Here is a 25,205-nt window from a genome sequence, read left to right on the forward strand (position 1 = left end):
TTCAAGGTTGTCGAGCCCCCCAAGTTTATCAATGGGTGTTATTCCGACTAATTTTTAAAAAATGGTGTTAGCCCTATCAAAAAAAAAACCGCCAGGGCGCGCCACGTCGCCCATCTCGTTCAGTTGATGCATCATCTGTGGCCGGATGCGCCGGTCACCGAACTGTCGGCCGAAGTCCGGCTCGGGCTTCGTTCCGATAAAATGCACTATTTTTTAGCCGTCACGGACGAACCGATCGGATTTTGTCAACTTAGTTTCCGTTTCGATTACGTGCCGGGTTCTTCGAACACCCCGACCGCGTTTATTGAAGGGATTTACGTGGCCGAGCCAGAACGCGACAACGATGTCGCAACAAAACTCATTGAGGCCGCCGCCTCGTTTGCCCGGTCGAACGGTTGCGATGAGATCGCCTCGGATACCGAGATTGAAAACACCGGCAGCCAACAGTTTCATGAACGCGTCGGATTTCAAGAAGTTGAGCGCACGGTCCACTACATTAAAAAAATCTCTCGCTACGAATAGCGAGAGATTTTTTATCGTTACTTAACGACGTGGATCGGCATACCCATTGCGATTTCTGCCGCTTCCATTGCCATCTCACCGAGTGATGGGTGAGCGTGGATTGTGAGCGCGATATCTTCAGCTGTCATGCCTGCCTCGATTGCGAGACCGAGCTCAGCAATCATATCAGAAGCGCCTGTACCCGCGATTTGAGCACCGATCAAAAGACCGTCCTCTTTACGCGTGATGAGCTTCATGAAGCCGTCTGGCTCGTCGAGTGCGAGGGCACGACCGTTCGCTGCGAATGGGAATTTCGAAATCGTGATATCGAGTCCTTCTTCTTTAGCAAGCGGTTCTGTGTAACCGACTGTCGCGAGTTCAGGGTCAGTGAAGACAACCGCTGGGATTGCTGAGTAGTCGAGGTAAGCTGGCTTACCTGCGGCCGCTTCAGCAGCGACTTTCGCTTCGTAAGAAGCTTTGTGCGCGAGCGGTGGTCCTGGAACGATGTCGCCGATTGCATAGATGTTTTCGTTCGACGTTTTGCACTGGTCATCGATTTCGATGATGCCGCGGTCGCTAACTTTCACTTCCGCGTTCTCAAGACCGATGTCGCCAGTGTTCGGACGACGACCAACTGTGACGAGGACGTAGTCCGCTTCAACAGATTGTTCTTCACCGTTCACTTCAAACTTCACAGTTACGCCGTCTTCTGTCTCTTCGACGCCTTTTGCAAGAGCATTCGTGTGAATCGTGACGTTGCCTTTTTGTTTGAGTTTCTTTTTGACGATTTGCGTCATTTGCGGCTCGAAGCCAGACAAGATGTCGCTTGCGCCTTCAACGACAACAACTTCTGTATCGAAGTTTGCATATGCCGTTCCGAGCTCCATACCGATGTAACCGCCGCCGATGACGACAAGTTTTTTCGGTACTTCAGGAAGCGCCAATGCGCCTGTTGAAGAAAGAACGCGTTTTGACCATTTGAACGATGGGATTTCGATTGGAGTCGAACCTGTCGCGATGATCGCTTTTTTGAATTTGTAAGGAGTCGAGCTGTCTTCCGTGATGACACGAACTGTGTCTTCAGATGCGAAGAACGCTTCCCCTTGAACGATTTCAATCTTGTTGCCTTTCAAAAGACCTTTGACGCCGCCCGTCAATTTGTTGACGACTGATTGCTTCCAGTCTTGGACTTTTGTGAAGTCGACTGACACGTTGTCAGATGTGATTCCCATTGACGAGTGACCTTTCGCGTGCTGGAAGTTGTGACCAGCCGTAATCAACGCTTTCGATGGGATACAACCGACGTTCAAGCAGACGCCGCCGAAGTTTCCTTTCTCAACGATCGTGACTTTAAGTCCGAGCTGAGCGCCACGAATGGCTGCGACGTATCCACCAGGACCGGCGCCGATGACAAGCAAATCAGTTTCTTGTGCGAATTCTCCTACTACCATGTTCTTATCCCTCCATCATTAGAAGTGCTGGATCTTGAAGCAAACGTTTCACCATGTTGAGTGCGTTTTGCGCAGTCGCACCGTCGATGAGGCGGTGGTCAAAGCTGAACGAAAGTGCGAGCACTGGTGCTGCGACGATCTCGCCATCTTTAACGACAGCTTTTTCAGCGATGCGGCCGATACCGAGAATCGCAACTTCTGGGTGGTTGATGACTGGAGTGAACCATTGTCCACCAGCAGAACCGATGTTTGTGATTGTGATCGATCCGCCTTTCATGTCGTCCCCAGCAAGTTTGCCTTCGCGTGCTTTACCGGCAAGCTCATTGATGTTTGTAGCGAGTGCGTAGATTGATTTACGGTCCGCATCTTTGACGACAGGAACGACGAGGCCGTTGTCCGTGTCTGCTGCGATACCGATGTTGTAGTAGTTTTTGTAAACGATCTCTTCGTTCACATCGTCGATTGACGCGTTGATCGCTGGGTAAGCTTTCGCTGCAGCTGTCAATGCTTTTACGACGAACGGCAAGTACGTGAGTTTCACGCCTTGGTCAGCCGCGACTTGTTTGAACTCTTTACGGAGTGCGACAAGTTTCGTGACGTCGACTTCGTCCATGAGTGTAACGTGTGGCGCTGTGTGTTTCGAGTTGACCATTGCTTTCGAGATCGCTTTACGGATACCACGGATTTTCTCGCGCGTTTCGAGTTCAGGTGTAGCTGACTCATAAGGCTTGATTTCCGTCTTCGCAGCTGCTGCTGGAGCTACAGATTCTGTTTTCTCTGTCGTAGCTTCTGCTGCTGGTGCTTCACCGTTCGCGAACGCATCGATGTCTTCTTTCAAGACGCGGCCGTTGTCGCCAGAGCCTTTGACTTCACGGATGTCGACGCCTTTTTCACGAGCGTACTTGCGGATTGAAGGCATCGCGATGACACGCTCAGACTTGTGAAGTTGAACGTCGCGTGGACCGTCTTCTTTCACGTCAGCTTGAACTGTCTCTTCTGTCTTCTCTTCAGCTTTTGGTTGCTCAGGAGCTGCTTCCTCTTCGCCCGCTGGCGCGTCACCTTCGATATCGAACGTGATGAGGACGTCGCCGACGACGGCAACTGTTCCTTCTGAGACTTTTACTTCTTTGACTGTCCCATCAACTGGAGCTGGGATTTCAACGACGGCTTTGTCGTTTTGCACTTCAAGGAGGATGTCATCCTCTTTTACTGTGTCCCCATCTTTTACGAACCACTTGACGATCTCACCTTCGTGAATTCCTTCACCGATGTCTGGTAATTTAAATTCAAATACTGCCACTGGTTTTTCCTCCCATCAAATAATCATGTAAACACGATAAGGGAGACAATTCTCCCTTATCGTTAAATGAACACGATCAGAAGTTGATAACTTCCTTAACTTTTGCAACGACATCTTTATGGTCAGGCAACCATGCGTCTTCCCCTTGTGCGAAGGCGAATACTGTGTCTGGTGCAGTCACACGAAGCACTGGTGCTTCGAGGTGAAGAATTGCGCGTTCTTGAATTTCAGTTACGACGTTTGCCGCGATTCCTGCTTGACGCTGCGCTTCTTGAACGACGATCGCACGGCCAGTCTTTTTAACAGACTCGACGATTGTATCGATATCAAGCGGGCTAACCGTCATGAGGTCGATGACTTCAACGTTAATGTTTTCTTTTTCGAGTTCTTCCGCTGCTTTGAGTGACGTGTGGACCATCGCACCGTATGTGATGATCGAAACGTCAGTTCCTTCACGCTTCACGTCTGCTTTTCCAAGCTCGATCGTGTATTCGCCTTCAGGTACTTCGCCACGGAATGAACGGTAAAGTTTCATGTGCTCGAGGAATACGACAGGGTCGTTGTCGCGGATTGACGCGATCAAGAGACCTTTTGCATCGTACGGAGTCGACGGGATGACGACTTTAAGACCAGGTGTCTGAGCCATCAAACCTTCGAGGCTGTCCGCATGAAGTTCAGGTGTTTTAACACCGCCACCGAACGGTGAACGGATTGTGATTGGCTGGCTGTAAGCGCCGCCTGAACGGTAACGCATCCGTGCCATTTGAGCTGCGACCGAGTCAAACACTTCGAAAACGAAACCGAAGAATTGAACTTCCATGATTGGACGGAAGCCAGTGAGACCGAGACCGATAGCAAGACCACCGATACCAGACTCAGCAAGCGGTGTGTCGAAGACGCGGTCTTCGCCGAGCTCGTCTTGGAGGCCTTCCGTCGCACGGAATACCCCACCGTTTTTACCAACGTCTTCTCCGAAGAGAAGTACTTTCTCGTCGCGCTTCATTTCAACGCGCATCGCATCAGTAATCGCTTGGATCATTGTCATTTGAGCCATAACTTACTTCGACTCCTTTGCTGTATATTCTTCAAGCTGCTCTTTCAAGTTTGAAGGAAGTGTTTCGAACATGTTGTTGATGAAGTCCGAAACTTTTTGTTTTGGTTCTTTGTCTGCGAGGCTGATCGCTTCTTTCACGTCAGCTTTCGCTTGCTCGATCACTTCGTTCTCCATGTCTTCGCTCCAAAGCTTTTTGCCTTCGAGGAAGAGACGGAAACGTACGAGTGGATCTTTTTCTTGGTACTCTGTGTCGAGTTCTTTCGTACGGTAACGTGTTGGGTCATCCCCAGCGAGCGTATGTGGTCCGTAACGGTATGTGAGTGCTTCGATGAGCGTCGGTGTTCCTTCAAGTGCGTCTTTACGCGCTTGTTGTGTTGCGGCGAGGACAGCAAGAACGTCCATTCCGTCAACTTGGATTCCGTTGATGCCCGCTGCTACAGCTTTTTGCGCGATCGTTTTAGCTGCCGTTTGCTTCTCAACAGGAGTCGAGATGGCGAAGCGGTTGTTTTGTACGACGAAGATGGCTGGTGATTTGAATGCACCCGCGAAGTTCAAACCTTCGTAGAAGTCACCTTGCGATGAACCACCGTCACCCGTGTAAGTAATGGCGACGTTTGTGTTGCCGTTGCGTTTGAGGCCCATTGCCACACCCGCTGCTTGAATGATTTGTGCTCCGATGATGATTTGCGGCATCAAGACGTTAACGTCTTCAGGAATGCGGTTTCCTGCTACGTGACCACGTGAGAACAAGAACGCTTGATAAAGCGGAAGTCCGTGGAATACGAGTTGCGGGATATCACGGTAGCCTGGAAGGATCCAGTCTTGTTTGTCGAGCGCGTATTGCGTCCCGATCATCGTTGCTTCTTGACCTGCCACTGGCGCGTAGAATCCTAGGCGTCCTTGACGGTTAAGTGAGATTGCACGTTGGTCCCAAATTCGAGTATAGACCATGCGGCGCATAAGCTCCTGAAGTTGCTCGTCCGTTACGTCGGGCATTGCGTCTTGGTTGACGACTTCGCCCTTCTCGTCGAGAATACGGAACGTTTGGAAGTTTTCTTCCACGTTTTGAAGTACCTGAACGTTGTTCATTCGTTTCACCTCATCCTTTCAACTATGAGACAATTGTCTTTTTTGTGATCAAACACTACCTCAAATCTTAAGTGTATCTGTCCAAAAAAGCAATCTGTATTAACGTGATACAGGAAAGTTAATCATCTCCTGCCGTTTCCTTGTCAGTATAAAACGGGTTGTTATAATAACGCAAAAAATATGCTCACCCCATAAAAACGCTTACATGAACACATCTTTTCCCGTATTTCACCTCTGTATCAATTTCATTTCACCTTCTGTACCATCTTGCCGGATTCCTCATTAAATATGATATAATTAAGCATATCGATTTGGGAAAGGAAGTTGTACATGTTAACGATGAAAGATGTGATTCGTGAAGGGGATGACCGCCTCCGCCTTCGCTCGACAGAAGTACCGGTGCCACCGACGGCTGAAGATTTGGCGTTGCTCGACGAAATGGAGACGTTCCTCGTCAACAGCCAAGACCCGGAGATCAGTGAAAAATATGAACTTCGCGGTGGCGTGGGCATCGCCGCTCCACAACTCGGAATCAATCGCCGCTTCTTCACCGTGCTGCTCGCAGAAGAAGACGAGACGTTCAAGCTCTCAATTTTTAATCCGAAAATCACGAGCCACTCTGTCGAACAGACTTTCTTGAACGGCGGCGAAGGCTGCCTGTCCGTCGACCGTGTCGTCAAAGGGAACGTACCGCGTCATCGTCGCATCACGCTCGAAGGGTTCGATCGCGACGGCAACCCGATCAAATTGCGGCTTCGTGGTATGCGTGCCATCGTCTGCCAACATGAACTCGATCATTTGGACGGGGTCTTATTCTACGACCGTATCAATCCGACTAATCCGTTAGAGACATACGGTGAGCCGATTTGAGGTGACGAACGTGAAAAAAAAGGCGCTGTTGTTAGTATTCCCATTTTTATTTCTTTTAATCGGGGGATGTGTCCGCGTCGAATATGACGCCACTGTCCATTACGACCAATCGGTCACGCTCGAGACGACGTATGCGTTTCGTGACCATCCGGTGATGAAACTGCTCAATTTACGGTTGGATTGGGATACGTGGAAACAACAAGCGAACGATAACGGGTACGCGACGCGGGACTACTCGAGCGAAGATGACTATGAAGGCATGGTATTGAAAAAGACGTTCGAGAGTGTCGATGAACTGCAAAACATTAAAGAAGAATGGAAGACCGGTCCGGCCGGCATCCTCGTCCCGCCGGATATGGAATTCGACGTCCAAAAAGAGGACGGCATCTGGTTCGACTCGTACGTCCTCAATACGAACCTCGATCTCCGGCTCGATCGCATCGAGTTGCCTGGCGTCAATTTGAGCGGGTCACCGAAGCAACTAGCCGAACGCTACATCCGTCAAGCGGACATCCGTTTTAATCTGACGGTGCCGACCGGGGTGTTCGTCGAAGACGGGACCGGGCTCGACCCGCGTTCGATGAAACACGTCGAATGGCAAGTGTACGGAGGCCGGCAAAACAACATGACGCTCGTCGCCCACGTTCCAAACGTCAAGGCGTGGATTATCACGGTCATCGCTGTCATCGCTTTTAGCCTCATCGCTTTCTTCGTATGGCGTAAGTACCGGCAAAACGCCGGCGATCCGAACAAGACGTCGCTGCGGTCACGCCTGCTCGGTGTGATCATCATCGTGCTCGCCTTATCGATTATCGTCGTCACCGTACGAGAGGAACTGACGACGGAACGGAAAGCCGAGGCGGTGCGACAAGCGGCCCAGACCGATGAGTTCATCCCGACGTTCGCCGTGCACGGGCTACTCGGTACCGATCGGACGTTCTTGCGTTTCTCGCAGTTCATGGAACAGCGCGGACTCGCCAAAGACGGTGCGCTCTGTACGGTTTCGACCGAGAGCGAGGTCGACTGCGTCATTAACGACTATAGCTCGAACCGCCCGATCGTCCGCATCGAGTATGAAGACGCCGAGGCGTCTTTGAACAATCAAACGAAATGGTTGAACGCAGCGATCGAGACGTATAAATCTGAGCGCAACAAGTCGTTCGACCGAATGTATTTGATCGGTCACAGCATGGGCGGTGTCGCCGCCGCGAATTATATTTTGAACCAAGACGACTATTTGATCGACAAGTTCGTCACGTACGACAGCCCGTTCGGCGGCACCCGCCTCGCCAACTTCGGACTATCGGCAAGCAACTTCGGGGTTAACACGGGCAGCCCGGCCATCCGTGACCTGTCCCCGGCGTCCGACGGATTGCAGGCGTTTCAAATGAAACTCGAGACGTGGCCCCGCTCCGTCCAAGTGCTATCGTTCTCAGGACGCGGCGGAGAGTTCAACTTGATCGAACCGTCAAGTTCGCTCCTGCTCGAAGAATATACGAACAATATCACGACGGAGACCGTCCCGTACGACCACTTCTCGCTTCACCGGAAGACAGACGTGCTCCGGGACACGGGACGGTTCCTGTACGAGTACACGAACGAGTTCAACCCTGTCGAGACGAATTGATCACGGATCCGAAAACAGCCCGCCTTCATCGTGAAGGCGGGCTGTTCTTATTAATACGTCATCGTCCACGTCAGCTTCTGTAACCAATAAATCAAATATTTGCCGATTGGCAAATCGGTTTGAATCTCTTCGTAAGCGAGCGTATACGTTCCTTCTTCGTTGTTCCACAGCCGTTTGAAATAGCCGTCGACTTCACTCATGAATTCCGTCTCCGTCGTCGCGACGACTTCGACATCGGCTTCTAAGTTGTAATCGTTCATGTTGCGGGCCGTGTAGTTTCCAGAACCGATCACGACGACTTGCCGCTCGCCTTCCACGTACAACAGTTTCGGATGGTACTGTTCGTCCCCGACTTCGTACCAGCGAATCTCGATCTGTTCCGGATTGACCGTGTTCAATTCTGCCGTCACCGGTAAGTTCGGCAAACCCGACTTGTCGCGACCGAACGCGTTCGTGTTCGGGTCAAGGATCAGTTTGACGAATACGCCACGCTCTGCGGCCCGGTGAATGGCATGGATGATGTCCCGGTCGGCCAAGTAGAACATGCCGACCCAAATCGTCTCCCCCGCTTTCGCCTGGTCCATCCCGTCGATGACCGCATCTTCAATCTTCGACTCGGTTACGTAACGGATCTGCATCGGGCCGTCCGAATCTTCTTCTCGTAAGTTCGCCAACTTCTCTTCGTTCGGGAAGCGCGCCTCGTCTCCTTTTGAGAAACGAGCAATCGCTTCTTCGCCTTCTAAGATGTCGGCTAAGATCGGTCCGTCGAGCCGCACGCCGACGTTCGAGTGATAGCCGCTCGCGTCGTGCGGGTTTGCCGACAAGACGAACCCTTCGTTTTCAGTGACCATCACTTTTCGGTGGTTCGCCTTCACGTTTAATAGACGCAAATAAGAGCGGATCGTAATGTCCGGCGCCGATTTCGCCATCGGGTTCGGCAACCACCCGTTCTGACTGTCCCCGAACCATTGAAACGCCATCCGGTACAACGTCGAGTACAAAATGTTCGGGTCACGGAGCGCATCGAGGTTCGTATAGACGATCTCAGCGCCCGCCTCTTCTAGCAAATCGAGATGGTCGGCCGGATGCCCGTTGTACGTCGTGTTGATCTCGTCGGTGATGACGACGACGTTCAAATCCGGATATGCCTCCATCTGTTCAAGGAGCGCCGTCGTCAACCGTGCCGTGATGGTCGGATACTCCCGGTCTTCGTTCGAATAAGGATTGAATAAAAAAAAGTCCATGACGACATACTCACGCGCCTCGCGGATCGACCGTTCGACGTCTTGGAATATCTCTAGCTCGTTCACTTCCGTATCTTCGCCTTGATATGTCAAATCGAACAAGAAATCGATCTGATCGTCCGAAATCGCTACCGGTTCAGATGCTCGTGACACACCTTCCGGGAGCGGTTTCACTTGATGGTAGATCATCGTGACGAGAAAAATAAGCAAAAAGGCGGCCAGGCCCCACTTCCATATGCTCCTCTTTCGTTTACTCTGTTTCATCCGCACCATCTCCTTATTGGTTTGCTCTAAAAAACGGGCTGTAGTCTCCTACAGCCCGCTCGGTCATACTTCCATGATGATCGGGAGGACCATCGGGTGTCTTCTCGTTTTTTGTGCCAAATATGGCGTGAGCGTGTCGGATACGAGTTGTTTCATCTCCGACCACTTCATTTGTTTGTTTGACAAGCCTTGTTCGACCGTCTTTTTGAGTAACCGTTCGCCATCGCGAATCAAGCTGCCGGATTCGCGCATGTAGACGAAACCGCGCGAGATGATGTCCGGTCCCGATACGAGTTTCCGCGTCTTGCCGTCGATGCTGATGACGACGACGACGAGCCCGTCTTCTGAGAGGATGCGGCGATCGCGCAAGACGATGTTGCCGATGTCACCGATGCCGTTTCCGTCAATATAGACGGCGTTCGCCGAGATTTTACCGGTGATGGCAGCAGAGTCGGCATCGACGGCAAGCACTTCACCGTTATCCATGACAAAACTGTTCTCTCTCGGAATCCCGACCGATTCGGCGAGCTCGGCGTGTTTGACGAGCATCCGGTACTCCCCGTGGATCGGCATGAAGAATTTTGGATTGAGCAAGCGGATCATGAGCAATTGCTCTTGTTGAGACCCGTGACCAGACGTATGGATGTTCGTCAATTTGCCATAGACGACGTCTGCTCCCGCTTTGTACAACTGATCGATCGTCTTCCCGACCGAGATGGCGTTACCCGGAATCGGTGAAGAAGAAAAGATGACCGTGTCACCCGGGATGATCGACACTTGACGGTGCGTCCCGTTAGCGATACGGCTGAGTGCCGCCATCGGTTCGCCTTGTGATCCTGTACAAAGGATCGCCACTTCATGCGGCTCATAGTTGCGCATTTGATTAGCTTCGATGATCATGCCTTTAGGCACGTTGATGAAGCCAAGCTCTTGACCGATCGTCATCACTTTATCCATTGAACGGCCGAAAATAGCTAGATGGCGACCTGTTTCGGCACACGCATCGACGACTTGTTGCAAACGGTAAATGTTTGAAGCGAACGTCGCGAAGATGATGCGGCCTTCCGCTTTCCGGAACGTCTCGCTGATCGTGCCGCCGACGACTTTCTCACTCATCGTGAAGCCTTCGACTTCTGCGTTCGTCGAATCGGACAACAGACAGAGCACGCCTTCTTTCCCGATGTCCGCCATTTTGGCAAGGTCAGCCGGTTCCCCGACCGGTGTGAAGTCGAACTTGAAGTCACCTGTATGGACGATGTTTCCTTGCGGTGTCTTGACGACGACACCGAGCGAGTTCGGGATCGAGTGAGTCGTCCGGAAGAACGAGATGCTCGTCTTTCTGAACTTGACGATCGCGTCTTCGTCGATCTCGTGAAGTTCCGCCTCGCGGAGCAAGCCATGTTCTTCAAGTTTCACTTTAATCAATCCGAGCGCGAGTTTCGTCGCATAAATCGGTAGTTTCACTTGCTTCAAGAGGAACGGGATGCCACCGATATGGTCTTCGTGCCCGTGAGTGATAAATACCCCTTTTACTTTATCTTTGTTTTTGATCAAGTACGTATAATCCGGAATGACGTAGTCGATCCCAAGCAAGTCGTCCTCCGGGAACATGATGCCGGCATCGATGACGATAATCTCATCTTGGAATTGAACGACGTACGTGTTCTTTCCGATCTCGCCGAGTCCGCCTAACGCGAATACGGCAGTTTGGTGGTTCTTTACAAACTTCATTTAATCTCTCCTAACTCCAATTAGTTGTATTTCATCTATGTGAAACATAAGTGATTCTCATAATATGGTTACGTTCCGTAAGATTCTTTCTTCATTATAGCTCATTTTGTGACAACATTTCACTAATGACGTCAGATTGAGGGCGGTTTCTCGATTTCATGTTATGCTTTTGGGTGTAGAAACAACTCATAACTAGACAGAGAAAGCATGGTGAATCAAATGGAAGATAAAAAAGTCGTCTTTTTCGACATCGACGGGACACTCCTCCACGACGGGACGTACATCCCGCCTTCAACGATCAAGGCCATCCAACAACTGCGGCTGAATGGGGTCGAGACGTTCATCGCGACTGGACGCGGTCCGGCGATGTTGTCCACGATCCCGGCACAAGTCGGAATCGACAGCTTCGTCTGTTATAACGGTCAAATCGTCGTCCATCAAGGCGAGGTCGTCTATCAGAACGCGCTGCCGACGAACGCTCTCGAGCGGCTGAGCGATCACGCGGAGACGAACGATCATACGCTCGTCTACCTCGGTCAACATCGCGGCGTCGCGACGAAAGCGAACGACCACGTCGTCGAGCAGTCGCTCGGGGAACTCGACATGCCGATCCCGACATATGAACCGAACTTCCACGTCGAACAAGACGTGTATCAGACACTCCTTTACTGTACGCCTGAAGACGAGCACCACTACGTGAACGCGTATGACGAGTTCGACTTTATCCGTTGGCACCCTCACGCCATGGACGTCATCAACCGCGGCGCCAGCAAAGCGGACGGGATTCGTCACTTCATCGAAGCGAACGGATATCGGCTCGAAAACACGTACGCGTTCGGTGACGCGTTAAACGACTTGGCGATGCTTCAATACGTCGGAACCGGGATTGCCATGGGCAACGGCCGGGCCGAGACGAAAGCGGTCGCGGATTATGTGACGAAGTCGATTCTCGAGGACGGGATCGAATACGGATTGAAGAAGATGAATCTCATTTGAAACAAAACGAGAGGCGGACGCCTCTCGTTTTTATCTGGACCGGAGTGTTCGTTCGAGCCGGTCGAGGTCGGTATCTTTTCCGATGATGATCAAAATATCTTCCGGTAGGATCATCTCGTCTGCTTGAGGAGAGATGATGACATCGTCGTCACGGCGGACCGCCACGATGTTGACGCCGTACTTGGCCCGGAGGTCTAAATCGATGAGGGATTTGTTCGATAGTTTATCGGACGCCTTGATCTCAACGATCGAGTGCTCGTTCGATAGCTCGAGATAATCCAAGATGCTTTGGCTCATCAATCCGTTGGCAATCCGCACACCCATGTCGCGCTCCGGGTGGACGATATTGTCGGCACCGATGCGGCGCAACACTTTCTCATGGTAGTCGTTCGTCGCTTTTACGGTGATGATTTGGACGCCAAGTTCCTTCAAGATGAGCGTCGTCAAGATCGACGCTTGAATGTTCTCTCCGATCGCCACGATGACGTGCTCGAAGTTACGAATCCCAAGACTTTTCAATACGTTCTCATCTGTCGTGTCCGCGATGACCGCATGCGTGGCCACTCCCATGAACTCGTTGACACGTTCTTCGTCCGCATCGATCGCGAGGACGTCGTATCCGTTCGCTGACAGCTCCCGCACGATCGACCCGCCGAAACGTCCCAATCCAATGACTGCAAATTCACCTGTCATATTGTATACATCCCTTTCCAACAGCTCATTCTATACTCGATTCTTCGTTCAGTGTAACTGATTCCATGTGAAAAGACTATACAAAAAAAGACCGGGAAGCCCCGGTCTTACGCTTTACCGCTCGAACGCTTTCCACGCACGTAATCGTTGTCGAACAAGAACAGTCGAAGCAACAAATAAAGTGCAGGGACGAGTAAGAGCAGTCCTAAGATGAAGACGATGACAAGTGCGATCGCCATCGACTCGTTGACGACACTTCCGTTAATGTCGATGTACGGATACAGAATATACGGCAAATGCGTATAGCCGTAGCCGAACCACGCCATGAAGAACTGACCCATGACCATGAGGAAGGCGAGCCCGTAGTTTCGCTTCAAGTAGACGAATGAGACCGCCACGACGAAGAAGATGAAACTTGCGGCGAACCACCACCAGTTGCCGGCCAAGATCCGTTCATAGTGCCAAGCGGCTTGCGACTTCAATCCGAAGAAGACAAGACCTGACGCGATAATCGTCGGCACGCTCCAAAACAGCGCCCATTTGCGGACGAGTCCGCTTGCCGTCTTGTCCCCGGCTTTATCCGCATAGAACAAGAGGAACATCGAGCTGATGTAGAGCACCGAGACGATCGCGAGTGTGACGACGGTCCATGAATAGAAGTTCGTGAATAACTTCATGCCATCAAAGAACACGCCCGATTCTGTCTCGTTGATGAACCCGCCTTGACTGACCGTGAGCACGGTCGACATCGAAGCCGGAATCAAAAGCCCGGTCGCGCCATATAAGAACATATAGAGCGTGCTCTCTTTCGAGCCATAGTTGGCAAAGGCATAAAAGCTACCGCGAATCGCGAGCAAGATCAACACGACCGATGCCGGGATGAGAAGTGCTGTCCCGTAGTAATACGCCGTATCTGGAAAGAATCCGACGATCCCGACGAAGAAGAAGACGAAGAAGACGTTCGTCACTTCCCACGTCGGTGACAAATACCGTGCAATCAGGCGGTTGACCATATGGTCTCGCTTCGTGTACTTACTATAGAAAGCGAAGAAACCTGCACCGAAATCAATCGATGCGACGATGAGATAGCCGTATAAGAACGTCCATAAGACGGCAATCCCTAGTTCTTGAATCTGCATGTCATACCCTCCGATCACACTTCATCCGCAAACATCGCTTCACCGCGATGTTCCGATTGTTTTAGTTCTTTCCCGACTGGGTTGTCTTTGAACAGACGAGTCAAGACGAGCACCGTGACCACGCCAAGAACCGCGTAGAGGATCGCGAAAGCGACAAGCATCCATCCGACGTTCGCCGACGTCGTCGCCGCCTCACTCGTGCGCATGAGTTCATACAGCGCCCAAGGTTGACGACCGAACTCGGCGAAGAACCATCCGAACTCGATGGCCATCATCGACAGCGGACCGCCGGCCGCAATCGCAATGAGCATCGGCTTACTGAATTGGTTCAACCGTTTAATATAGCGTCCGAGCACGAACAGGAACGAGATGAGTGCGAGTAGCATCCCAATCCCGACCATGGCGTCGAACAAGTAGTGGACAAAGAGCGGTGGCTGGTCCTCTTTCGCGAACTCGTTCAACCCCGTCACTTCATAGTTCGGGACACCACCGGCCAAAATAGACAGTGCGTACGGAATTTTAATCGCTCCGCGCACTTCATAACCGCCTTGACCGTCATCTTCTAGCCAGCCCCCTAAAATGAGCTCGGCTTCGGAGGACGTCTCGAAGTGCCATTCGGCGGCAGCCAACTTGTCCGGTTGGTATTTCGCCAAGTATTTACCTGAGAAGTCACCGACAAGCGCCGTTGCGATCGCAAAGATCAAAGCGACCGTCATAGTGAGGCGAAGGCCACGCTTATGGTAGGCGATCGTCACATGGTCGAGTTGGTTGCGTCGGCTGCGGAGCAACTGTACAGCTGCAATCGCCGCCAAGATGAACGCCGAGGTCAAGATGGCTGACGTCAACACGTGCGCCATTTTCGTCGGCATCGCCGGACTGAACATCGCCTCGATCGGGCTCACGTTCGCGAGTTTTCCGTCGACGATGTCAAATCCGACAGGTTGGTTCATGAAACTGTTCACGGTCGTAATGAAGAAACCTGAGAACAACGCCCCGACCGCGACCGGAATCCCGACGAGCATGTGGTGCCACGGGTTTTTAAACCGGTCCCACGTATACAAGTAAATCCCGAGGAAAATTGCCTCGAAGAAGAAAGCGAACGTCTCCATGAATAACGGGAGCGCGATCGTCTGACCGGCGACGCGCATCAAGTTCGGCCAAAGCAAGGATAATTGCAGCCCGATGGCCGTCCCTGTGACAACTCCGACCGCGACGGTCACAACATATCCACGCGACCACCTCCGGGCCATGAGCGTGTACTTCGGATCTTTCTTTTTAATCCCTAAAAATTCAGCCAATAAAATTAAAAGTGGAACCCCGACGCCGAGTGTGGCAAAAATCACGTGGAAGCCTAGCGTGAGTGCCGTTAACGCCCGACTCATCAGGACAGGATCTTGAAACATCTATTGATACCCTCCTATCTCTCTCTATCGCTTCAAACCGATGCCTGAAACGCCAAATCAATGATGATTTCCATTGGATAACCTTATCATAATGATTTTATATTGCGCTGTAATGTCTCAATGCTTGAGTTCGCAAAATGTTCACATTTGAGCAAGCTTAACAAAATCGTCGCTTTACAATCACAATTAATTCCCTTTTTCCTCACAACGGAAGCATCATTTCACACATTGCCAACAAAAAAAGCGGACCCAATTGTCCGCTCCCCTCACTTGATGATGACCGTTCGGAAGAAATGATCAAACAGCTCGACCGCTACGTCGATCGCCCGCTCGTCTGGATTGAGCGTCGATTGGTGCAGGCCGGACCCCATGTCGTTCACACCGAGCCATACCATAAAGCCCGGTACTTGTTTCAACATATAGCCGAAGTCTTCACCCGTCATCGCTGGGACGCACGTCTTATACGAATATCCGACTTCTTCGACCGCTTCTTCGAATTGGAACAAGTACCGCTCATCGTTGACGACTTCGTGGTACCGATTACCGAACTCGAGGTCGATATGGACGTTATACGTCATCTCGACGCCGGCGATCACTTGACGAATCCGGCGCTCGAGGACGACCATCTCTTTATCCGACAAGGCGCGGATCGTCCCGTCGAGTTTCGCCGTCTCGGCGATGATGTTCTCTTTCGTGCCTGCCGAGACTTTGCCGATACTGATCACGGCACTGCCCATCGGGTCGATGTTGCGGGAGATGATTGTCTGCAGCTGCATGATGAGCACGGCTTGAACGATGACCGCATCGATTCCGGCGTGCGGGAAAGCGCCGTGTCCGCCTTTGCCGTGAATCGTCAAGTGAAGCTCACGCGCACTCGCGAACAAGACGCCAGGTCTTGAGGCAATCGTTCCAACCGGGTATTCCGGCGCGACGTGAAGGCCGAACATCGCGTCGGGACGGAAGTGGTAGAACAGCTCGGACATCGCCATCGGCTCGGCTCCACCCGGGCCTTCCTCGGCCGGTTGGAAGAAAACGACGAGATGATGGTCGAGCGGTTCCTCGACCGCCCGTTTGATGAGACCGAGTGCGACCGCCATATGGACGTCGTGCCCACAGGCGTGCATCATCCCTTCGTGGACGGACGAAAACTCGAGTCCGGTCTCTTCATAGATCGGCAAACCGTCCATGTCGGCGCGGTATCCGATCGTCTTCTCCCCGACGATGCCGTCGACGCGGACGAACAAGCCGGTGCGCCAATGCGAGATGTGAACCCGCGGGGACTCGAGCGAGCGAATCAGCTCTTCGAGCGTTGCTTGCGTCTTAAACTCCTCATACCCTCGTTCCGGAATCAAATGTAACTGTCTTCTTGCATCAATCGCCCAACTCATTCCACACTCTCCTTTGTCACTTCTTCCACTACTTCCCAAAACGCCCGCACTTGTGCCAGTTCGAGCATCGATTCGGTCGACAGCATCCACGTGTCGCGTACGAGCGGCGTCCCGTTCGATGACGTGAGCGGGATTTTATGGATCGCCTCCACGTCTCGGATCGTCGACTCCGGCAAGATGGCAAAACCGATGCCATGGAGCGCCATCTGTTTACACGTCTCGATTTGGTCGACGACGAGCGTCGTCATCGGCGGGCTCGAGAACCGCTCTTGCCACCATTCTAAAATTTCTTGATAATAGGTCGAGTCGCTCTTGAACTGGATGAACGAGCGCTCGTTATTTTTAAGTTGCTTCAAATCGGTCATGCGCATATCGACGAGATGGAGCGAGTCGGAAAAGAGACGCATCTTCTCGCCGCGCCAGTCCGGGTTGCCACGGATGATGCCGATATGAAAATTCTCTTCGAGCATGTAACGCATCATCTCGCTCGACCATCCCGTCACGAGTTTGACGCGGACGGATGGATACCGTTCGACGAATCGCTTCAACACACGCGGCAACCAATATTGCCCCATGATCGAGGCGACGGCAATCTTGAGCGTACCATACACCTCACCTTGCTTGGCCGTCAACTCCCCGCGCAAATCTTGTTCTTCACTGTACATTTTCTTCGCAAAATCGATGATTTTCTCACCATCCGGGGTGAGGGCGAGACCGCGCGTCGAGCGGACGAATATCTTTTTCCCCCACTGATGCTCGATTGTGACGAGCCGTTGACTGAGCGCCGGCTGTGACACGAACAACCGTTCCGCGGCCTTTCGCATATTCAATTCCTCAGCGAGGACGATCAACACTTCCACTTCTGATACTTGCATGACGTCACCTATTTCTCTATCGTTTCGAAACCTGTATACTGGATACGTTATTGCTTCACTGTATCATATCATGTTTGGCCCTATTTTTTGAGTCGTCAGGAGGAACAATGATGCAACGTCACCATTTCGCCTTTATCGTCGCCACCGTCGCGACGCTCGGCAGCCTATATTTCTCTGAGGTCATGCTCTACTTGCCGTGCAAGTTATGTTGGTTCCAACGCATATTTATGTATCCGCTCGCCATCTACTACATGACGATCATGTTCACGAATCAATCCGTCAACCGTCTGTTCGTCGGTTTGATGGCAGGGGCAGGCTGGGCGATCGCCTTGTATCACGTCGTACTCGAGCGCATCCCGAACGGAGACGCGTTTTGCAGTAACGACTGCCTCATCCGTTGGGTGAACTACTTCGGATTCGTCACGATCCCGCTCTTGAGTTTGATCGCCTTCACGCTCATCTTGCTCATCCAATTTATTCCTGTACGCAAACAGTAAAAGGAGAAACGGTCGCCTGGCCGTTTCTCCTTTCGTTTACTGCCACCACTCGTCGTAAAGCGAGGCCGGCATATGATGTTTATGGCGCGAGCGCTTGAAAATCGTCTCAATGCGCTCAGCGATCTCGGGTGCGACCGCTTTGCCTTCGAGGTAGTCGTCGAGCTCATCATACGTCATCCCGAGCGCGACTTCGTCCGGAAGACCCGGTTTGTCGTCTTCTAGGTCGGCTGTCGGCACTTTGTAAATCAAGCTCTCATGTGCTTCAAGCTCGTGGAGGAGCGCCTTCCCTTGACGTTTGTTCAACCCGGTGAGCGGCGTCAAATCACACGCCCCGTCCCCATGTTTCGTGTAAAATCCGGTGACATATTCGGCCGCATGATCCGTTCCGACGACGAGCGCCCCGTATGTCGCCGCGATGTCGTATTGGACTTTCATCCGTTCGCGCGCTTTCGTGTTGCCTTTATGGAAGTCACCGAGTTCGAGACCGGTCGCTTGTTTGAACGCTTCAGCCGAGGCGTCGACGGCCGGTTTAATATTGACCGTGAACACCTTGTCCGGACGGATAAAATCGATTGCCCGCTGCGCATCGTCTTCGTCATGTTGTTCGCCGTACGGGAGTCGCACCGCATAGAACGTGTAGTCGCCGCCGTCTCCACGCAACTCTTCCATCGCAAGCTGACAGAGTTTTCCGGCGAGCGTAGAGTCTTGGCCACCTGAGATACCGAGCACGAGCCCTTTCGCCCCCGCTCGTTTCACGTACGCTTTCAAAAAGTCGATGCGCCGGCGCACTTCCTCAGCCGGGTCAATATTTGGTAACACATGTGTGGATTCGATGATATGCTGCTGCATCAATGAGTTCCTCCCTCGTCTTCTGATCGTTTGTCTAATTGTCTGACAATCCACCTGAGTCGTCAACTTCTTTCATTCCCGAAAAAAAGAGACGGAAACCTAGGTTCCCGTCACCTCTTTATTGAATTCGGAACGATGCCACGTCTCCGCCGATCGGTGTCAGCTCAAGGAAGAGCGACTGTCCAGACGTCGGTTCTTCGTCGAGAAGCGCACCGAACGTGAAACCGCCCGCTGTCGATTGTGATGCCCCTTGCGCAAACACGGTATGGCCGTCCGAGACGCTCCATTCAAACTCTTCGACTGTCGTGTACCCCGACACTTCAATCAACGTGCCGTTACGGTTGATGGACACGTCACGGAAGTCACCGTCTGTCTGGGCCGGTTGTTCACTCGGCTCGTCCGCAGGTTCTTCCGCAGGCTCTTCAGCCGGTTCTTCAGAAGGTGTTTCCGTCGCCGGTGCATCGACTGTGAACGTCACTTGATCCGTCACAGCCATCTCTGGCGCCCCTTCGACTTGAGCGAGGCTGACGAAGTCGGCCGTATAGTTTCCGGCCGCAAGCGCGAGCGGGAACACTTCATCAAATACTTTCGTCTCGCCCGGCTCCCACGTCTCTTCGATAATCGATTCTGTGAACATATATTCGGTGCCGTAATCAAAGACAGTCGTTTCACCGTTCATGACAGTCAGTTGGAAGCGTTGTGACGAATTGAACGTCACGTTGACCGGTTCTTCGTTCGGGTTCGTCATCGAGACCGTCGCTGATAACTGCTTCGACGCCGCGTCATAGCTGACGTCCGTCTCCAGTGACAACAACGCAGGCGGTGCCGATGTATTGCCATCCACATCGCTCGGGTTCTCTTCTTCTTTTCCGCATGCCGCAACGACGATGAGTAGCGCCGCGACTGCGACGAGTAGCCAAGTTTTCTTCACGTATCCCACTCTCCTCTAAAAAATAAAAAAACGTCTATAGCACTAGTGTATACGTTCGTGCCGACGTTTGTAATGTTTTTCCTAATATTATTTACCTCTTTTAAGAAACTTGAAGGTTTTCCGTGTATTGCTGCAAACCAGTCATGAACAGCGAGTCGGCGACGTCGATGTCAGGGCGAACTTGTGCAGAGATCGAGAACGTCTCGCTATGGATCGACTCAAAGATGACAGTGATCATGTCGCCGACCATTTCCTTATAGGCTACGAGTTCAGGTGTTTCTGCAAAAAGCATCATGAGTATGGCTCCTTTTTCATATAAGATATACTCAGTGTAACAACGTTCTAAAAAAAATAACGCCCTATCGTTCGACAGGCCAAACGACCTAGTCGACAGGATGTCGAATCGCTGTCATCAATTTCTATTCGTTTGGAGCCAGAACCCACTTATAACCGATAAAAGAGAGACGAGGCGTCAAATGCCTGTCTCTCTTTTCCTGTAACTGTAAAACTTGACGAAACTAGATTGTCGAATGATTTTATTTTGATCGATTCGAAATTTGTTGCCATACCGTTCCGAGGGCGGTCTCGCCGCTCGTGATCCGTTCTTTCGCGAGCCGGGCTTGCAAAGAGACTTCGAACTCCCGGTCCTCTTCAGCGATTTGAAGCGCCGGTACCGCCCGCTCGTCCCCGCAATCGAACAAGAAACGGGCCGCCCGCCAGCGAACGAGCTTGCTCTTATCTTTGAGCGCCTCGATCATCGACGGCTGCGATTGCGGCAGCGCCCAGTCCGAAACCGTGTCGCCCGCTGTTCGGCGAACGATCGGGGACGGGTCGACGAGCGCCTGCTCGATATACGTGACATATTCCTCACGATTTTCTTCGAACATCCCGATCATGACGACCGCTTGGCGCCGAATCGCCATCACCTTGTCTTCGAGCGCTCGGCGGAAATAGACCATGTTGTCTGCCGTGACTTCTAGCTCATCCAAGAAAGCGAGCCGTGTCTTCCAGTCATCCGATTGAAGCCGGTTCGCATTCGCCTCGTAATCCGCTTCCCGGCCGAACGCCCGGGCGACGATTCGCGCGACGCGATCTTCAGGATAAGCGGCCTCGAGTTCTTCTTGCGCGACCGTCCCGACTTCTTCTAGTTCGCCGTAACGCGGGGCTTGCTCGACCCAGCGCCGGTCTTGGATGACGTTTTTCACTTGCGCTTGTACCTCGATCGCCGCATCGACGAAACGTTTTGACAGACCGATGCGTTTCTCCTCGTCCCCCTTGACGAGTTTCAGTTGCATCGGGACGTCTAAGACGAATTGGACAGACACGTGGACCGGCTCATAATCTGCCGCCAGTTTGCTCACTGACACTTCTTCGACGTCTTCTCCGAAAGCGCGCCGAATCTCGTTCATGACATCGTGCCAATCATGCTTCGGATGGCGCTCGACCGCCAAGAAGTCCGAGACGGCATAGACGGATTTCACACCGCGGAGCATGACGATTTCACGAATGATGTCTGGCATGTCCGCACTTGCCTTGTCGTATGTGACGCCACGGCCCGTGAAGGCCGGCTCGACGATAATCTTTAAGTTGTTTGGGCTCGGCGTCGGTTCGATTGCTACTAGTTTCATTGTCATCACCTCACTTCCAATCGTGACGAAAACAACAAAAAAACGCAAGCGAGTCGCTTGCGTCGTGAACATCAAAATAGGGCAATGAACTGTTGGAGCGAATACGTCTCGCCATCAGCGGCGAACGTATCGTCCTCGGCGATCGGCTCGAGGAAGAAATGCTTTTCCCCGTTGGCTTTCACATAACCGAAAATGTGACCTGTCTGATAGAACATCTCTACAATCGTCACTCGTCCAAACGTCATCCCGTCATTGATGACTGCCCGGTCCTCTAATTCGCCGCCGTTATACAGTTCAATATACGTTTCCATGTTGTTGTCGCTCCCTTTGTGTTTGTTTTCACAATTCATTTCTATCAAACAAACGACGGGAGTTCAAGTTAAGATTTTTCGTTACGCTTCCAAAATTCAATCCAATTATAATACTCAAATAACACTTTCTCGATCTGTCGAATCGACTTCTCATCCTTCAATCCTTCTCCATCAATCTTTTCTTTGCACTGCGTGATGAAGATTTCATTTCCTGGTAAAACATTTGCCCGATTTGTGGCAAATACTTGACGGAGGTGGATTTGACATCTCGCCGTCCCGAGTATGCCTGGAGACGCCCCAGCGATCATGACCGGCTTGCCTCCGAGAGGCGACCCAGGTTCGAGTGAGAGCCAGTCGATCGCATTTTTCAAGACACCAGGAATACTATGATTGTACTCCGGGGTCACGACGAGAAACCCGTCCGCCTCGCTCACCGCACGCTTGAACGCCACGACGTCTTCCGGCTCGTCCGGGTCGATCAAGTCATCATTGAACAACGGCAACTCGATTGACTGGATGCTGACATCGAACCGGTCGCGTCCGAGCTCGATGATCGAATGGAGGAGTGCGGTGTTGTACGACGCTTTTCGTAAACTGCCGGAAACGGCGACAAGGTTAAACTTCTTCATGGGACACCTCCTCGAGCCATGCGTTAATGAGATCTGCCTCTTCTGCCGGGGCTTCCATCATCCCCATGTGACTGACCGGCAGTTTCCGTCTCGTATGATGGTCCGCTCCGATGAACGCACGCGCTTCGTCCATGTTCGGGTCTTTGTCGCCGTATATGAAGAGTCCCGGCAACTTTGTGTCTCGGACCGTCTTCGTCTCGTCGGTGCGGTCACGGATGGCGAGCTGGGCGGACAGGACCCCTTCTTTTGACATCGCGTAGCCGATTTGTTTGGCGCGATCGATCAATGCCGCTTCCGAGTCTTCGGCGAACACGCCCGGGATCATCGTATCGATGAACGGGTGGACCCCTTCTTCCACGACCCGCTCCATCGCTTGATTGCGCTTCTCTTTGGCTTGATCCGTGTCTGCCGCCGCAGTCGAATGAATCAAACCGAACCCTGACAGCGCGTCGCCGTGACGGCGGACGAGGTTCGTCGCGATATATCCTCCGAATGAGTGACCGAGCACGACCGGCCGCTCGAGCCCTCGAAGTCTAATCTCCTCCATCACCCAATCCGCGAACTCGTCCATCGTCTCTGGCCCGGCTTCACTACCGTCATGACCCGGCAACGTGAGCGCGTAGACGTCCGCCTTGAGCAACGGTTCCAACTCTTCAAAATACGCCGGGGACCCGCATAATCCGTGTAACAATACGACTTGTCTCATTGTTTGTCCTCCCTTGTCAGCCATTCGTCTCGCAACAACCGATACATCGTCAAATCCATAAATCGGCCGTGACTATAGGCATAATCGTGCAATAACCCTTCCTCGGTGAAACCGAGCTTTTGGACCAATCGGTTCGACCCGTCGTTCTCAGGGGCGACGAGTGCCGAGATGCGATGAAACTTGAACTCGTTGAAACCGTGCTCGATGACTGCCGTCGCCGCCTCAAAGGCGACACCTTGACGCCAATGGCTGCGCGCCACTTCGAAGCCGATCTCGGCCCGGTAATATTGCGGCGTCCAGTTGTGAAATCCGATCGTGCCGACGAGTTCATCGGTCAATCGGTCACAGATGGCCCAACGGATCGCCTTGCCTTGTTGAAACTGATCCTTAAAATAAGCGATGACATTTTTCGCTTCATAGACGGCGAGGAGCGGGTCGGACCCGTAATAACGCATGACCTCGTCCGTCGACAAGATGGCATAGAGCGCCCGCGCATCGCGCGGTTCTAATTCCCTCAACGTAAAGCGATTCGTAGCGAGCTCCGGAAAACTCTTTCTCAACCCCCACATAGTGAACCCGCCTTTCTTTTTGCTTTCTTCAATTATAGCTTGTTTTCCTCAAAAACCGTCAGTTGAACCTTCTCGAACATGGCGTCCCGTAAGCGGATTTGGTAAAATCAAGTATAGCGACTTCGAACTGAGGGGATAAATATGTCAAAACAGTTGTTCTACATTAAACAAGACCGTGAACTGCAACGTTTTACACTGCACGGGGTGACGTTGAGCGATGTCACGGAGGCGTTATCGCTCGCCCGCCCGATGATCATTTGTCGGACGGACGTCAAAGGCATGCGACAATCCTCACGCACCCGTTTCCGTTATATCGAGGCCCACGAACTGGCGACGTTCTCGACGAAGTATTTGAACAACCAGACGACGTTCACCGCCATTGATTTCCCGGACTATCACGTGCTCGAATCATTGTCAGATCATGAGATCGCCGAGATTCTTTTTTTGAGCCACATGGAACGCGGCATAAAAGGACCGTTCCTCAACTCGATCCAAAACGAGATCGCTTATTTCAATGAAGCGAATGACCGCCACAGCAGCCTTTACATAAAAGACTGGGCTTCCATCAATCGCTTCCTGCAGAGCATCCTGCAAAGTAAACTCGACCGTGACCTTCGAAACATCAGCTTCGTGCCGATCCCGCTCCCGGTCATCGATGAGTTGCTCGCTTTGGCGCCCCAAGGGTTAATCATTGATTTCGATCATACGAAACGCAGCTTGTTCAACCGACAAGTCACGATCTCTTTTTACGTGGCCGGACGCTACGAAGATATGTCCGTCCTCGAAGAAGACTTTGATGCGAAAAAAGAATCGATCGCGTTGAAAGGACAACTGACGTATCGGCGACGGACGTGGGAAGTCGAACGCTTTTAAGGTCACTCGGGCATCAAAGCGAAAAGAACCTGATCTTTTTAGGTTCTTTTTTATTATCCCGGACTTCTTTCTCCCATCCTAAACCGCTTCATGACGCCATAAAAAACTATTTTTAAATTTCGATAACAAATTGTCTAAATTTTTCGTTAAATTGACTCTTTTCTTTTATCGGGAGGACGGTATACTAGGAATAACCTTCTTAGAGAATGGAAGGCAATATAGAGAAAGCGAGGTGAAAATCTATTCATCATGCGGATGGATAGATACACGAAATGGAACAACTGAAAGTACAGGGAATTTCTTCGTTCACCAAGTTTGCGACGAATGGAAAAATGCTGAAATTGAAAGATGCTATTGCCGGCGAGCAACGAATTTCGCTGCAGGAAGCGACCGATATTCAAGTATCGCTGCTCAACGAGGACCATTCGCGCTTCACTATATTCGGTCAGTCTAACCCGCTCGTGGAACTGACCCTTCCTCACCATTCTTGTGACGTGCTCCACGCTTGGTTATTGCACAAGCTAAAACGACAAAAAATCAAACTGGCTTCGAACGCGTAACGAAAAAAAGCCGTCTCCCGATAAAGG

Annotated in this window: 26 protein-coding genes; 7 read left to right on the forward strand and 19 right to left on the reverse strand. The window is 51.9% G+C overall.

What is annotated here, in order from left to right; genetic code table 11:
- The first annotated feature begins 75 nt into the window (after window positions 1-75).
- Complete coding sequence (aac(6'), locus tag JJU47_RS03600; RefSeq protein ID WP_366511932.1) at window positions 76-522, forward strand: aminoglycoside 6'-N-acetyltransferase; 447 nt, start codon at window positions 76-78, stop codon at window positions 520-522.
- Between the two features lie 17 nt (window positions 523-539).
- Here aac(6') and lpdA read toward each other — a convergent pair whose 3' ends face one another.
- The 4 genes from lpdA to pdhA form a co-directional block, all read right to left on the reverse strand.
- A complete protein-coding gene (lpdA, locus tag JJU47_RS03605; RefSeq protein WP_228616289.1) occupies window positions 540-1,952 on the reverse strand; it encodes a dihydrolipoyl dehydrogenase in 1,413 nt (470 codons plus the stop codon).
- Window positions 1,953-1,956: 4 nt separating this feature from the next.
- On the reverse strand, window positions 1,957-3,252 hold the full coding sequence (locus tag JJU47_RS03610) for a dihydrolipoamide acetyltransferase family protein (protein ID WP_228616291.1): 1,296 nt from the start codon (window positions 3,250-3,252) through the stop codon (window positions 1,957-1,959).
- 76 nt (window positions 3,253-3,328) lie between these two features.
- Entirely contained in the window at window positions 3,329-4,306 is a 978-nt protein-coding gene (locus JJU47_RS03615) for an alpha-ketoacid dehydrogenase subunit beta (RefSeq protein ID WP_024369978.1), read from the reverse strand.
- Window positions 4,307-4,309: 3 nt separating this feature from the next.
- Window positions 4,310-5,395: a pyruvate dehydrogenase (acetyl-transferring) E1 component subunit alpha gene (gene pdhA / locus JJU47_RS03620; protein ID WP_228616293.1), complete on the reverse strand. Its 1,086-nt coding sequence runs from the start codon at window positions 5,393-5,395 to the stop codon at window positions 4,310-4,312.
- A 330-nt stretch (window positions 5,396-5,725) separates the two neighbouring features.
- On the opposite strand from pdhA, the gene def reads away from it, so the two are divergent.
- Both def and JJU47_RS03630 read left to right on the forward strand, forming a co-directional pair.
- Window positions 5,726-6,265: a peptide deformylase gene (def, locus tag JJU47_RS03625; RefSeq protein WP_228616295.1), complete on the forward strand. Its 540-nt coding sequence runs from the start codon at window positions 5,726-5,728 to the stop codon at window positions 6,263-6,265.
- A 1-nt stretch (window position 6,266) separates the two neighbouring features.
- Window positions 6,267-7,892 carry an alpha/beta hydrolase gene (locus tag JJU47_RS03630; RefSeq protein ID WP_483298117.1) on the forward strand — a complete coding sequence of 542 codons (1,626 nt, stop codon included), beginning with the start codon at window positions 6,267-6,269 and terminating at the stop codon, window positions 7,890-7,892.
- Between the two features lie 50 nt (window positions 7,893-7,942).
- On the opposite strand, the gene JJU47_RS03635 is transcribed toward JJU47_RS03630, so the two are convergent.
- Window positions 7,943-9,400 carry a phospholipase D family protein gene (locus tag JJU47_RS03635; protein WP_228616300.1) on the reverse strand — a complete coding sequence of 486 codons (1,458 nt, stop codon included), beginning with the start codon at window positions 9,398-9,400 and terminating at the stop codon, window positions 7,943-7,945.
- Between the two features lie 63 nt (window positions 9,401-9,463).
- A complete protein-coding gene (gene rnjA, locus JJU47_RS03640; RefSeq protein ID WP_024369973.1) occupies window positions 9,464-11,131 on the reverse strand; it encodes a ribonuclease J1 in 1,668 nt (555 codons plus the stop codon).
- A gap of 219 nt (window positions 11,132-11,350) precedes the next feature.
- On the opposite strand from rnjA, the gene JJU47_RS03645 reads away from it, so the two are divergent.
- Window positions 11,351-12,127, forward strand: a complete 777-nt coding sequence (locus tag JJU47_RS03645) for a Cof-type HAD-IIB family hydrolase (RefSeq protein WP_228616302.1) — start codon at window positions 11,351-11,353, stop codon at window positions 12,125-12,127.
- 30 nt (window positions 12,128-12,157) lie between these two features.
- On the opposite strand, the gene JJU47_RS03650 is transcribed toward JJU47_RS03645, so the two are convergent.
- From JJU47_RS03650 to JJU47_RS03670, 5 genes are all read right to left on the reverse strand, one after another.
- Window positions 12,158-12,820: a potassium channel family protein gene (locus JJU47_RS03650; RefSeq protein WP_024369971.1), complete on the reverse strand. Its 663-nt coding sequence runs from the start codon at window positions 12,818-12,820 to the stop codon at window positions 12,158-12,160.
- Between the two features lie 107 nt (window positions 12,821-12,927).
- Window positions 12,928-13,959, reverse strand: coding sequence for a cytochrome d ubiquinol oxidase subunit II (locus JJU47_RS03655; RefSeq protein ID WP_228616304.1), 1,032 nt, complete (start codon window positions 13,957-13,959; stop codon window positions 12,928-12,930).
- 14 nt (window positions 13,960-13,973) lie between these two features.
- Window positions 13,974-15,362, reverse strand: a complete 1,389-nt coding sequence (locus tag JJU47_RS03660; protein ID WP_228616306.1) for a cytochrome ubiquinol oxidase subunit I — start codon at window positions 15,360-15,362, stop codon at window positions 13,974-13,976.
- A 266-nt stretch (window positions 15,363-15,628) separates the two neighbouring features.
- Complete coding sequence (locus JJU47_RS03665; RefSeq protein WP_228616308.1) at window positions 15,629-16,750, reverse strand: N-acetyldiaminopimelate deacetylase; 1,122 nt, start codon at window positions 16,748-16,750, stop codon at window positions 15,629-15,631.
- A complete protein-coding gene (locus JJU47_RS03670; protein ID WP_228616310.1) occupies window positions 16,747-17,625 on the reverse strand; it encodes a transcriptional regulator CcpC in 879 nt (292 codons plus the stop codon). Before JJU47_RS03670 ends, JJU47_RS03665 begins: the two co-directional genes overlap by 4 nt.
- A 110-nt stretch (window positions 17,626-17,735) precedes the next feature.
- Here JJU47_RS03670 and JJU47_RS03675 point away from each other — a divergent pair, with 110 nt between their 5' ends.
- The gene (locus JJU47_RS03675; RefSeq protein ID WP_228616312.1) at window positions 17,736-18,122 is read left to right on the forward strand and encodes a disulfide bond formation protein B; all 387 of its coding nucleotides are present in this window, start codon (window positions 17,736-17,738) and stop codon (window positions 18,120-18,122) included.
- Window positions 18,123-18,158: 36 nt separating this feature from the next.
- Here JJU47_RS03675 and nadE read toward each other — a convergent pair whose 3' ends face one another.
- The 8 genes from nadE to JJU47_RS03715 all read right to left on the reverse strand — a co-directional run bounded on the left by nadE (window position 18,159) and on the right by JJU47_RS03715 (window position 23,745).
- The gene (gene nadE, locus JJU47_RS03680; protein WP_228616314.1) at window positions 18,159-18,971 is read right to left on the reverse strand and encodes an ammonia-dependent NAD(+) synthetase; all 813 of its coding nucleotides are present in this window, start codon (window positions 18,969-18,971) and stop codon (window positions 18,159-18,161) included.
- A 118-nt stretch (window positions 18,972-19,089) separates the two neighbouring features.
- Window positions 19,090-19,902 (reverse strand): BsuPI-related putative proteinase inhibitor, encoded by an 813-nt coding sequence (locus JJU47_RS03685; RefSeq protein WP_228616316.1) that lies wholly within the window; start codon window positions 19,900-19,902, stop codon window positions 19,090-19,092.
- A 100-nt stretch (window positions 19,903-20,002) separates the two neighbouring features.
- On the reverse strand, window positions 20,003-20,197 hold the full coding sequence (locus JJU47_RS03690) for a hypothetical protein (protein ID WP_228616318.1): 195 nt from the start codon (window positions 20,195-20,197) through the stop codon (window positions 20,003-20,005).
- 241 nt (window positions 20,198-20,438) lie between these two features.
- Complete coding sequence (locus tag JJU47_RS03695) at window positions 20,439-21,530, reverse strand: virulence factor (protein ID WP_228616320.1); 1,092 nt, start codon at window positions 21,528-21,530, stop codon at window positions 20,439-20,441.
- A gap of 71 nt (window positions 21,531-21,601) precedes the next feature.
- Complete coding sequence (locus JJU47_RS03700; RefSeq protein WP_228616322.1) at window positions 21,602-21,841, reverse strand: hypothetical protein; 240 nt, start codon at window positions 21,839-21,841, stop codon at window positions 21,602-21,604.
- Between the two features lie 68 nt (window positions 21,842-21,909).
- A complete protein-coding gene (locus JJU47_RS03705) occupies window positions 21,910-22,470 on the reverse strand; it encodes an NADPH-dependent FMN reductase (protein ID WP_228616324.1) in 561 nt (186 codons plus the stop codon).
- Window positions 22,457-23,176, reverse strand: a complete 720-nt coding sequence (locus JJU47_RS03710) for an alpha/beta fold hydrolase (protein WP_228616326.1) — start codon at window positions 23,174-23,176, stop codon at window positions 22,457-22,459. Before JJU47_RS03710 ends, JJU47_RS03705 begins: the two co-directional genes overlap by 14 nt.
- Entirely contained in the window at window positions 23,173-23,745 is a 573-nt protein-coding gene (locus JJU47_RS03715) for a GNAT family N-acetyltransferase (RefSeq protein WP_228616328.1), read from the reverse strand. Before JJU47_RS03715 ends, JJU47_RS03710 begins: the two co-directional genes overlap by 4 nt.
- A gap of 141 nt (window positions 23,746-23,886) precedes the next feature.
- Between JJU47_RS03715 and JJU47_RS03720 the strand changes: the two genes are divergently transcribed.
- Together JJU47_RS03720 and JJU47_RS03725 are read left to right on the forward strand one after the other, a co-directional pair.
- A complete protein-coding gene (locus JJU47_RS03720) occupies window positions 23,887-24,618 on the forward strand; it encodes a hypothetical protein (RefSeq protein WP_228616330.1) in 732 nt (243 codons plus the stop codon).
- Between the two features lie 272 nt (window positions 24,619-24,890).
- The gene (locus JJU47_RS03725; RefSeq protein WP_228616332.1) at window positions 24,891-25,178 is read left to right on the forward strand and encodes a hypothetical protein; all 288 of its coding nucleotides are present in this window, start codon (window positions 24,891-24,893) and stop codon (window positions 25,176-25,178) included.
- Window positions 25,179-25,205 lie beyond the last annotated feature (27 nt).

Origin of the sequence: Exiguobacterium sp., assembly GCF_020832205.1 — a bacterium.
Taxonomy (GTDB): domain Bacteria; phylum Bacillota; class Bacilli; order Exiguobacteriales; family Exiguobacteriaceae; genus Exiguobacterium.

Bases quoted from the DNA above. Each gene is read 5' to 3' on its own strand.
- JJU47_RS03665 (WP_228616308.1), bottom strand. From the start codon at position 16,750: ATGAGTTGGGCGATTGATGCAAGAAGACAGTTACATTTGATTCCGGAA.
- JJU47_RS03635 (WP_228616300.1), bottom strand. From the start codon at position 9,400: ATGAAACAGAGTAAACGAAAGAGGAGCATATGGAAGTGGGGCCTGGCC.
- JJU47_RS03660 (WP_228616306.1), bottom strand. From the start codon at position 15,362: ATGTTTCAAGATCCTGTCCTGATGAGTCGGGCGTTAACGGCACTCACG.
- JJU47_RS03700 (WP_228616322.1), bottom strand. From the start codon at position 21,841: ATGGAAACGTATATTGAACTGTATAACGGCGGCGAATTAGAGGACCGG.
- JJU47_RS03675 (WP_228616312.1), top strand. From the start codon at position 17,736: ATGCAACGTCACCATTTCGCCTTTATCGTCGCCACCGTCGCGACGCTC.
- JJU47_RS03705 (WP_228616324.1), bottom strand. From the start codon at position 22,470: ATGAAGAAGTTTAACCTTGTCGCCGTTTCCGGCAGTTTACGAAAAGCG.
- nadE (WP_228616314.1), bottom strand. From the start codon at position 18,971: ATGCAGCAGCATATCATCGAATCCACACATGTGTTACCAAATATTGAC.
- pdhA (WP_228616293.1), bottom strand. From the start codon at position 5,395: ATGAACAACGTTCAGGTACTTCAAAACGTGGAAGAAAACTTCCAAACG.
- JJU47_RS03725 (WP_228616332.1), top strand. From the start codon at position 24,891: ATGGAACAACTGAAAGTACAGGGAATTTCTTCGTTCACCAAGTTTGCG.
- JJU47_RS03645 (WP_228616302.1), top strand. From the start codon at position 11,351: ATGGAAGATAAAAAAGTCGTCTTTTTCGACATCGACGGGACACTCCTC.
- JJU47_RS03710 (WP_228616326.1), bottom strand. From the start codon at position 23,176: ATGAGACAAGTCGTATTGTTACACGGATTATGCGGGTCCCCGGCGTAT.
- rnjA (WP_024369973.1), bottom strand. From the start codon at position 11,131: ATGAAGTTTGTAAAGAACCACCAAACTGCCGTATTCGCGTTAGGCGGA.
- JJU47_RS03690 (WP_228616318.1), bottom strand. From the start codon at position 20,197: ATGATGCTTTTTGCAGAAACACCTGAACTCGTAGCCTATAAGGAAATG.
- JJU47_RS03695 (WP_228616320.1), bottom strand. From the start codon at position 21,530: ATGAAACTAGTAGCAATCGAACCGACGCCGAGCCCAAACAACTTAAAG.
- JJU47_RS03715 (WP_228616328.1), bottom strand. From the start codon at position 23,745: ATGTGGGGGTTGAGAAAGAGTTTTCCGGAGCTCGCTACGAATCGCTTT.
- JJU47_RS03615 (WP_024369978.1), bottom strand. From the start codon at position 4,306: ATGGCTCAAATGACAATGATCCAAGCGATTACTGATGCGATGCGCGTT.
- lpdA (WP_228616289.1), bottom strand. From the start codon at position 1,952: ATGGTAGTAGGAGAATTCGCACAAGAAACTGATTTGCTTGTCATCGGC.
- JJU47_RS03655 (WP_228616304.1), bottom strand. From the start codon at position 13,959: ATGCAGATTCAAGAACTAGGGATTGCCGTCTTATGGACGTTCTTATAC.
- JJU47_RS03650 (WP_024369971.1), bottom strand. From the start codon at position 12,820: ATGACAGGTGAATTTGCAGTCATTGGATTGGGACGTTTCGGCGGGTCG.
- JJU47_RS03720 (WP_228616330.1), top strand. From the start codon at position 23,887: ATGTCAAAACAGTTGTTCTACATTAAACAAGACCGTGAACTGCAACGT.
- def (WP_228616295.1), top strand. From the start codon at position 5,726: ATGTTAACGATGAAAGATGTGATTCGTGAAGGGGATGACCGCCTCCGC.
- JJU47_RS03670 (WP_228616310.1), bottom strand. From the start codon at position 17,625: ATGCAAGTATCAGAAGTGGAAGTGTTGATCGTCCTCGCTGAGGAATTG.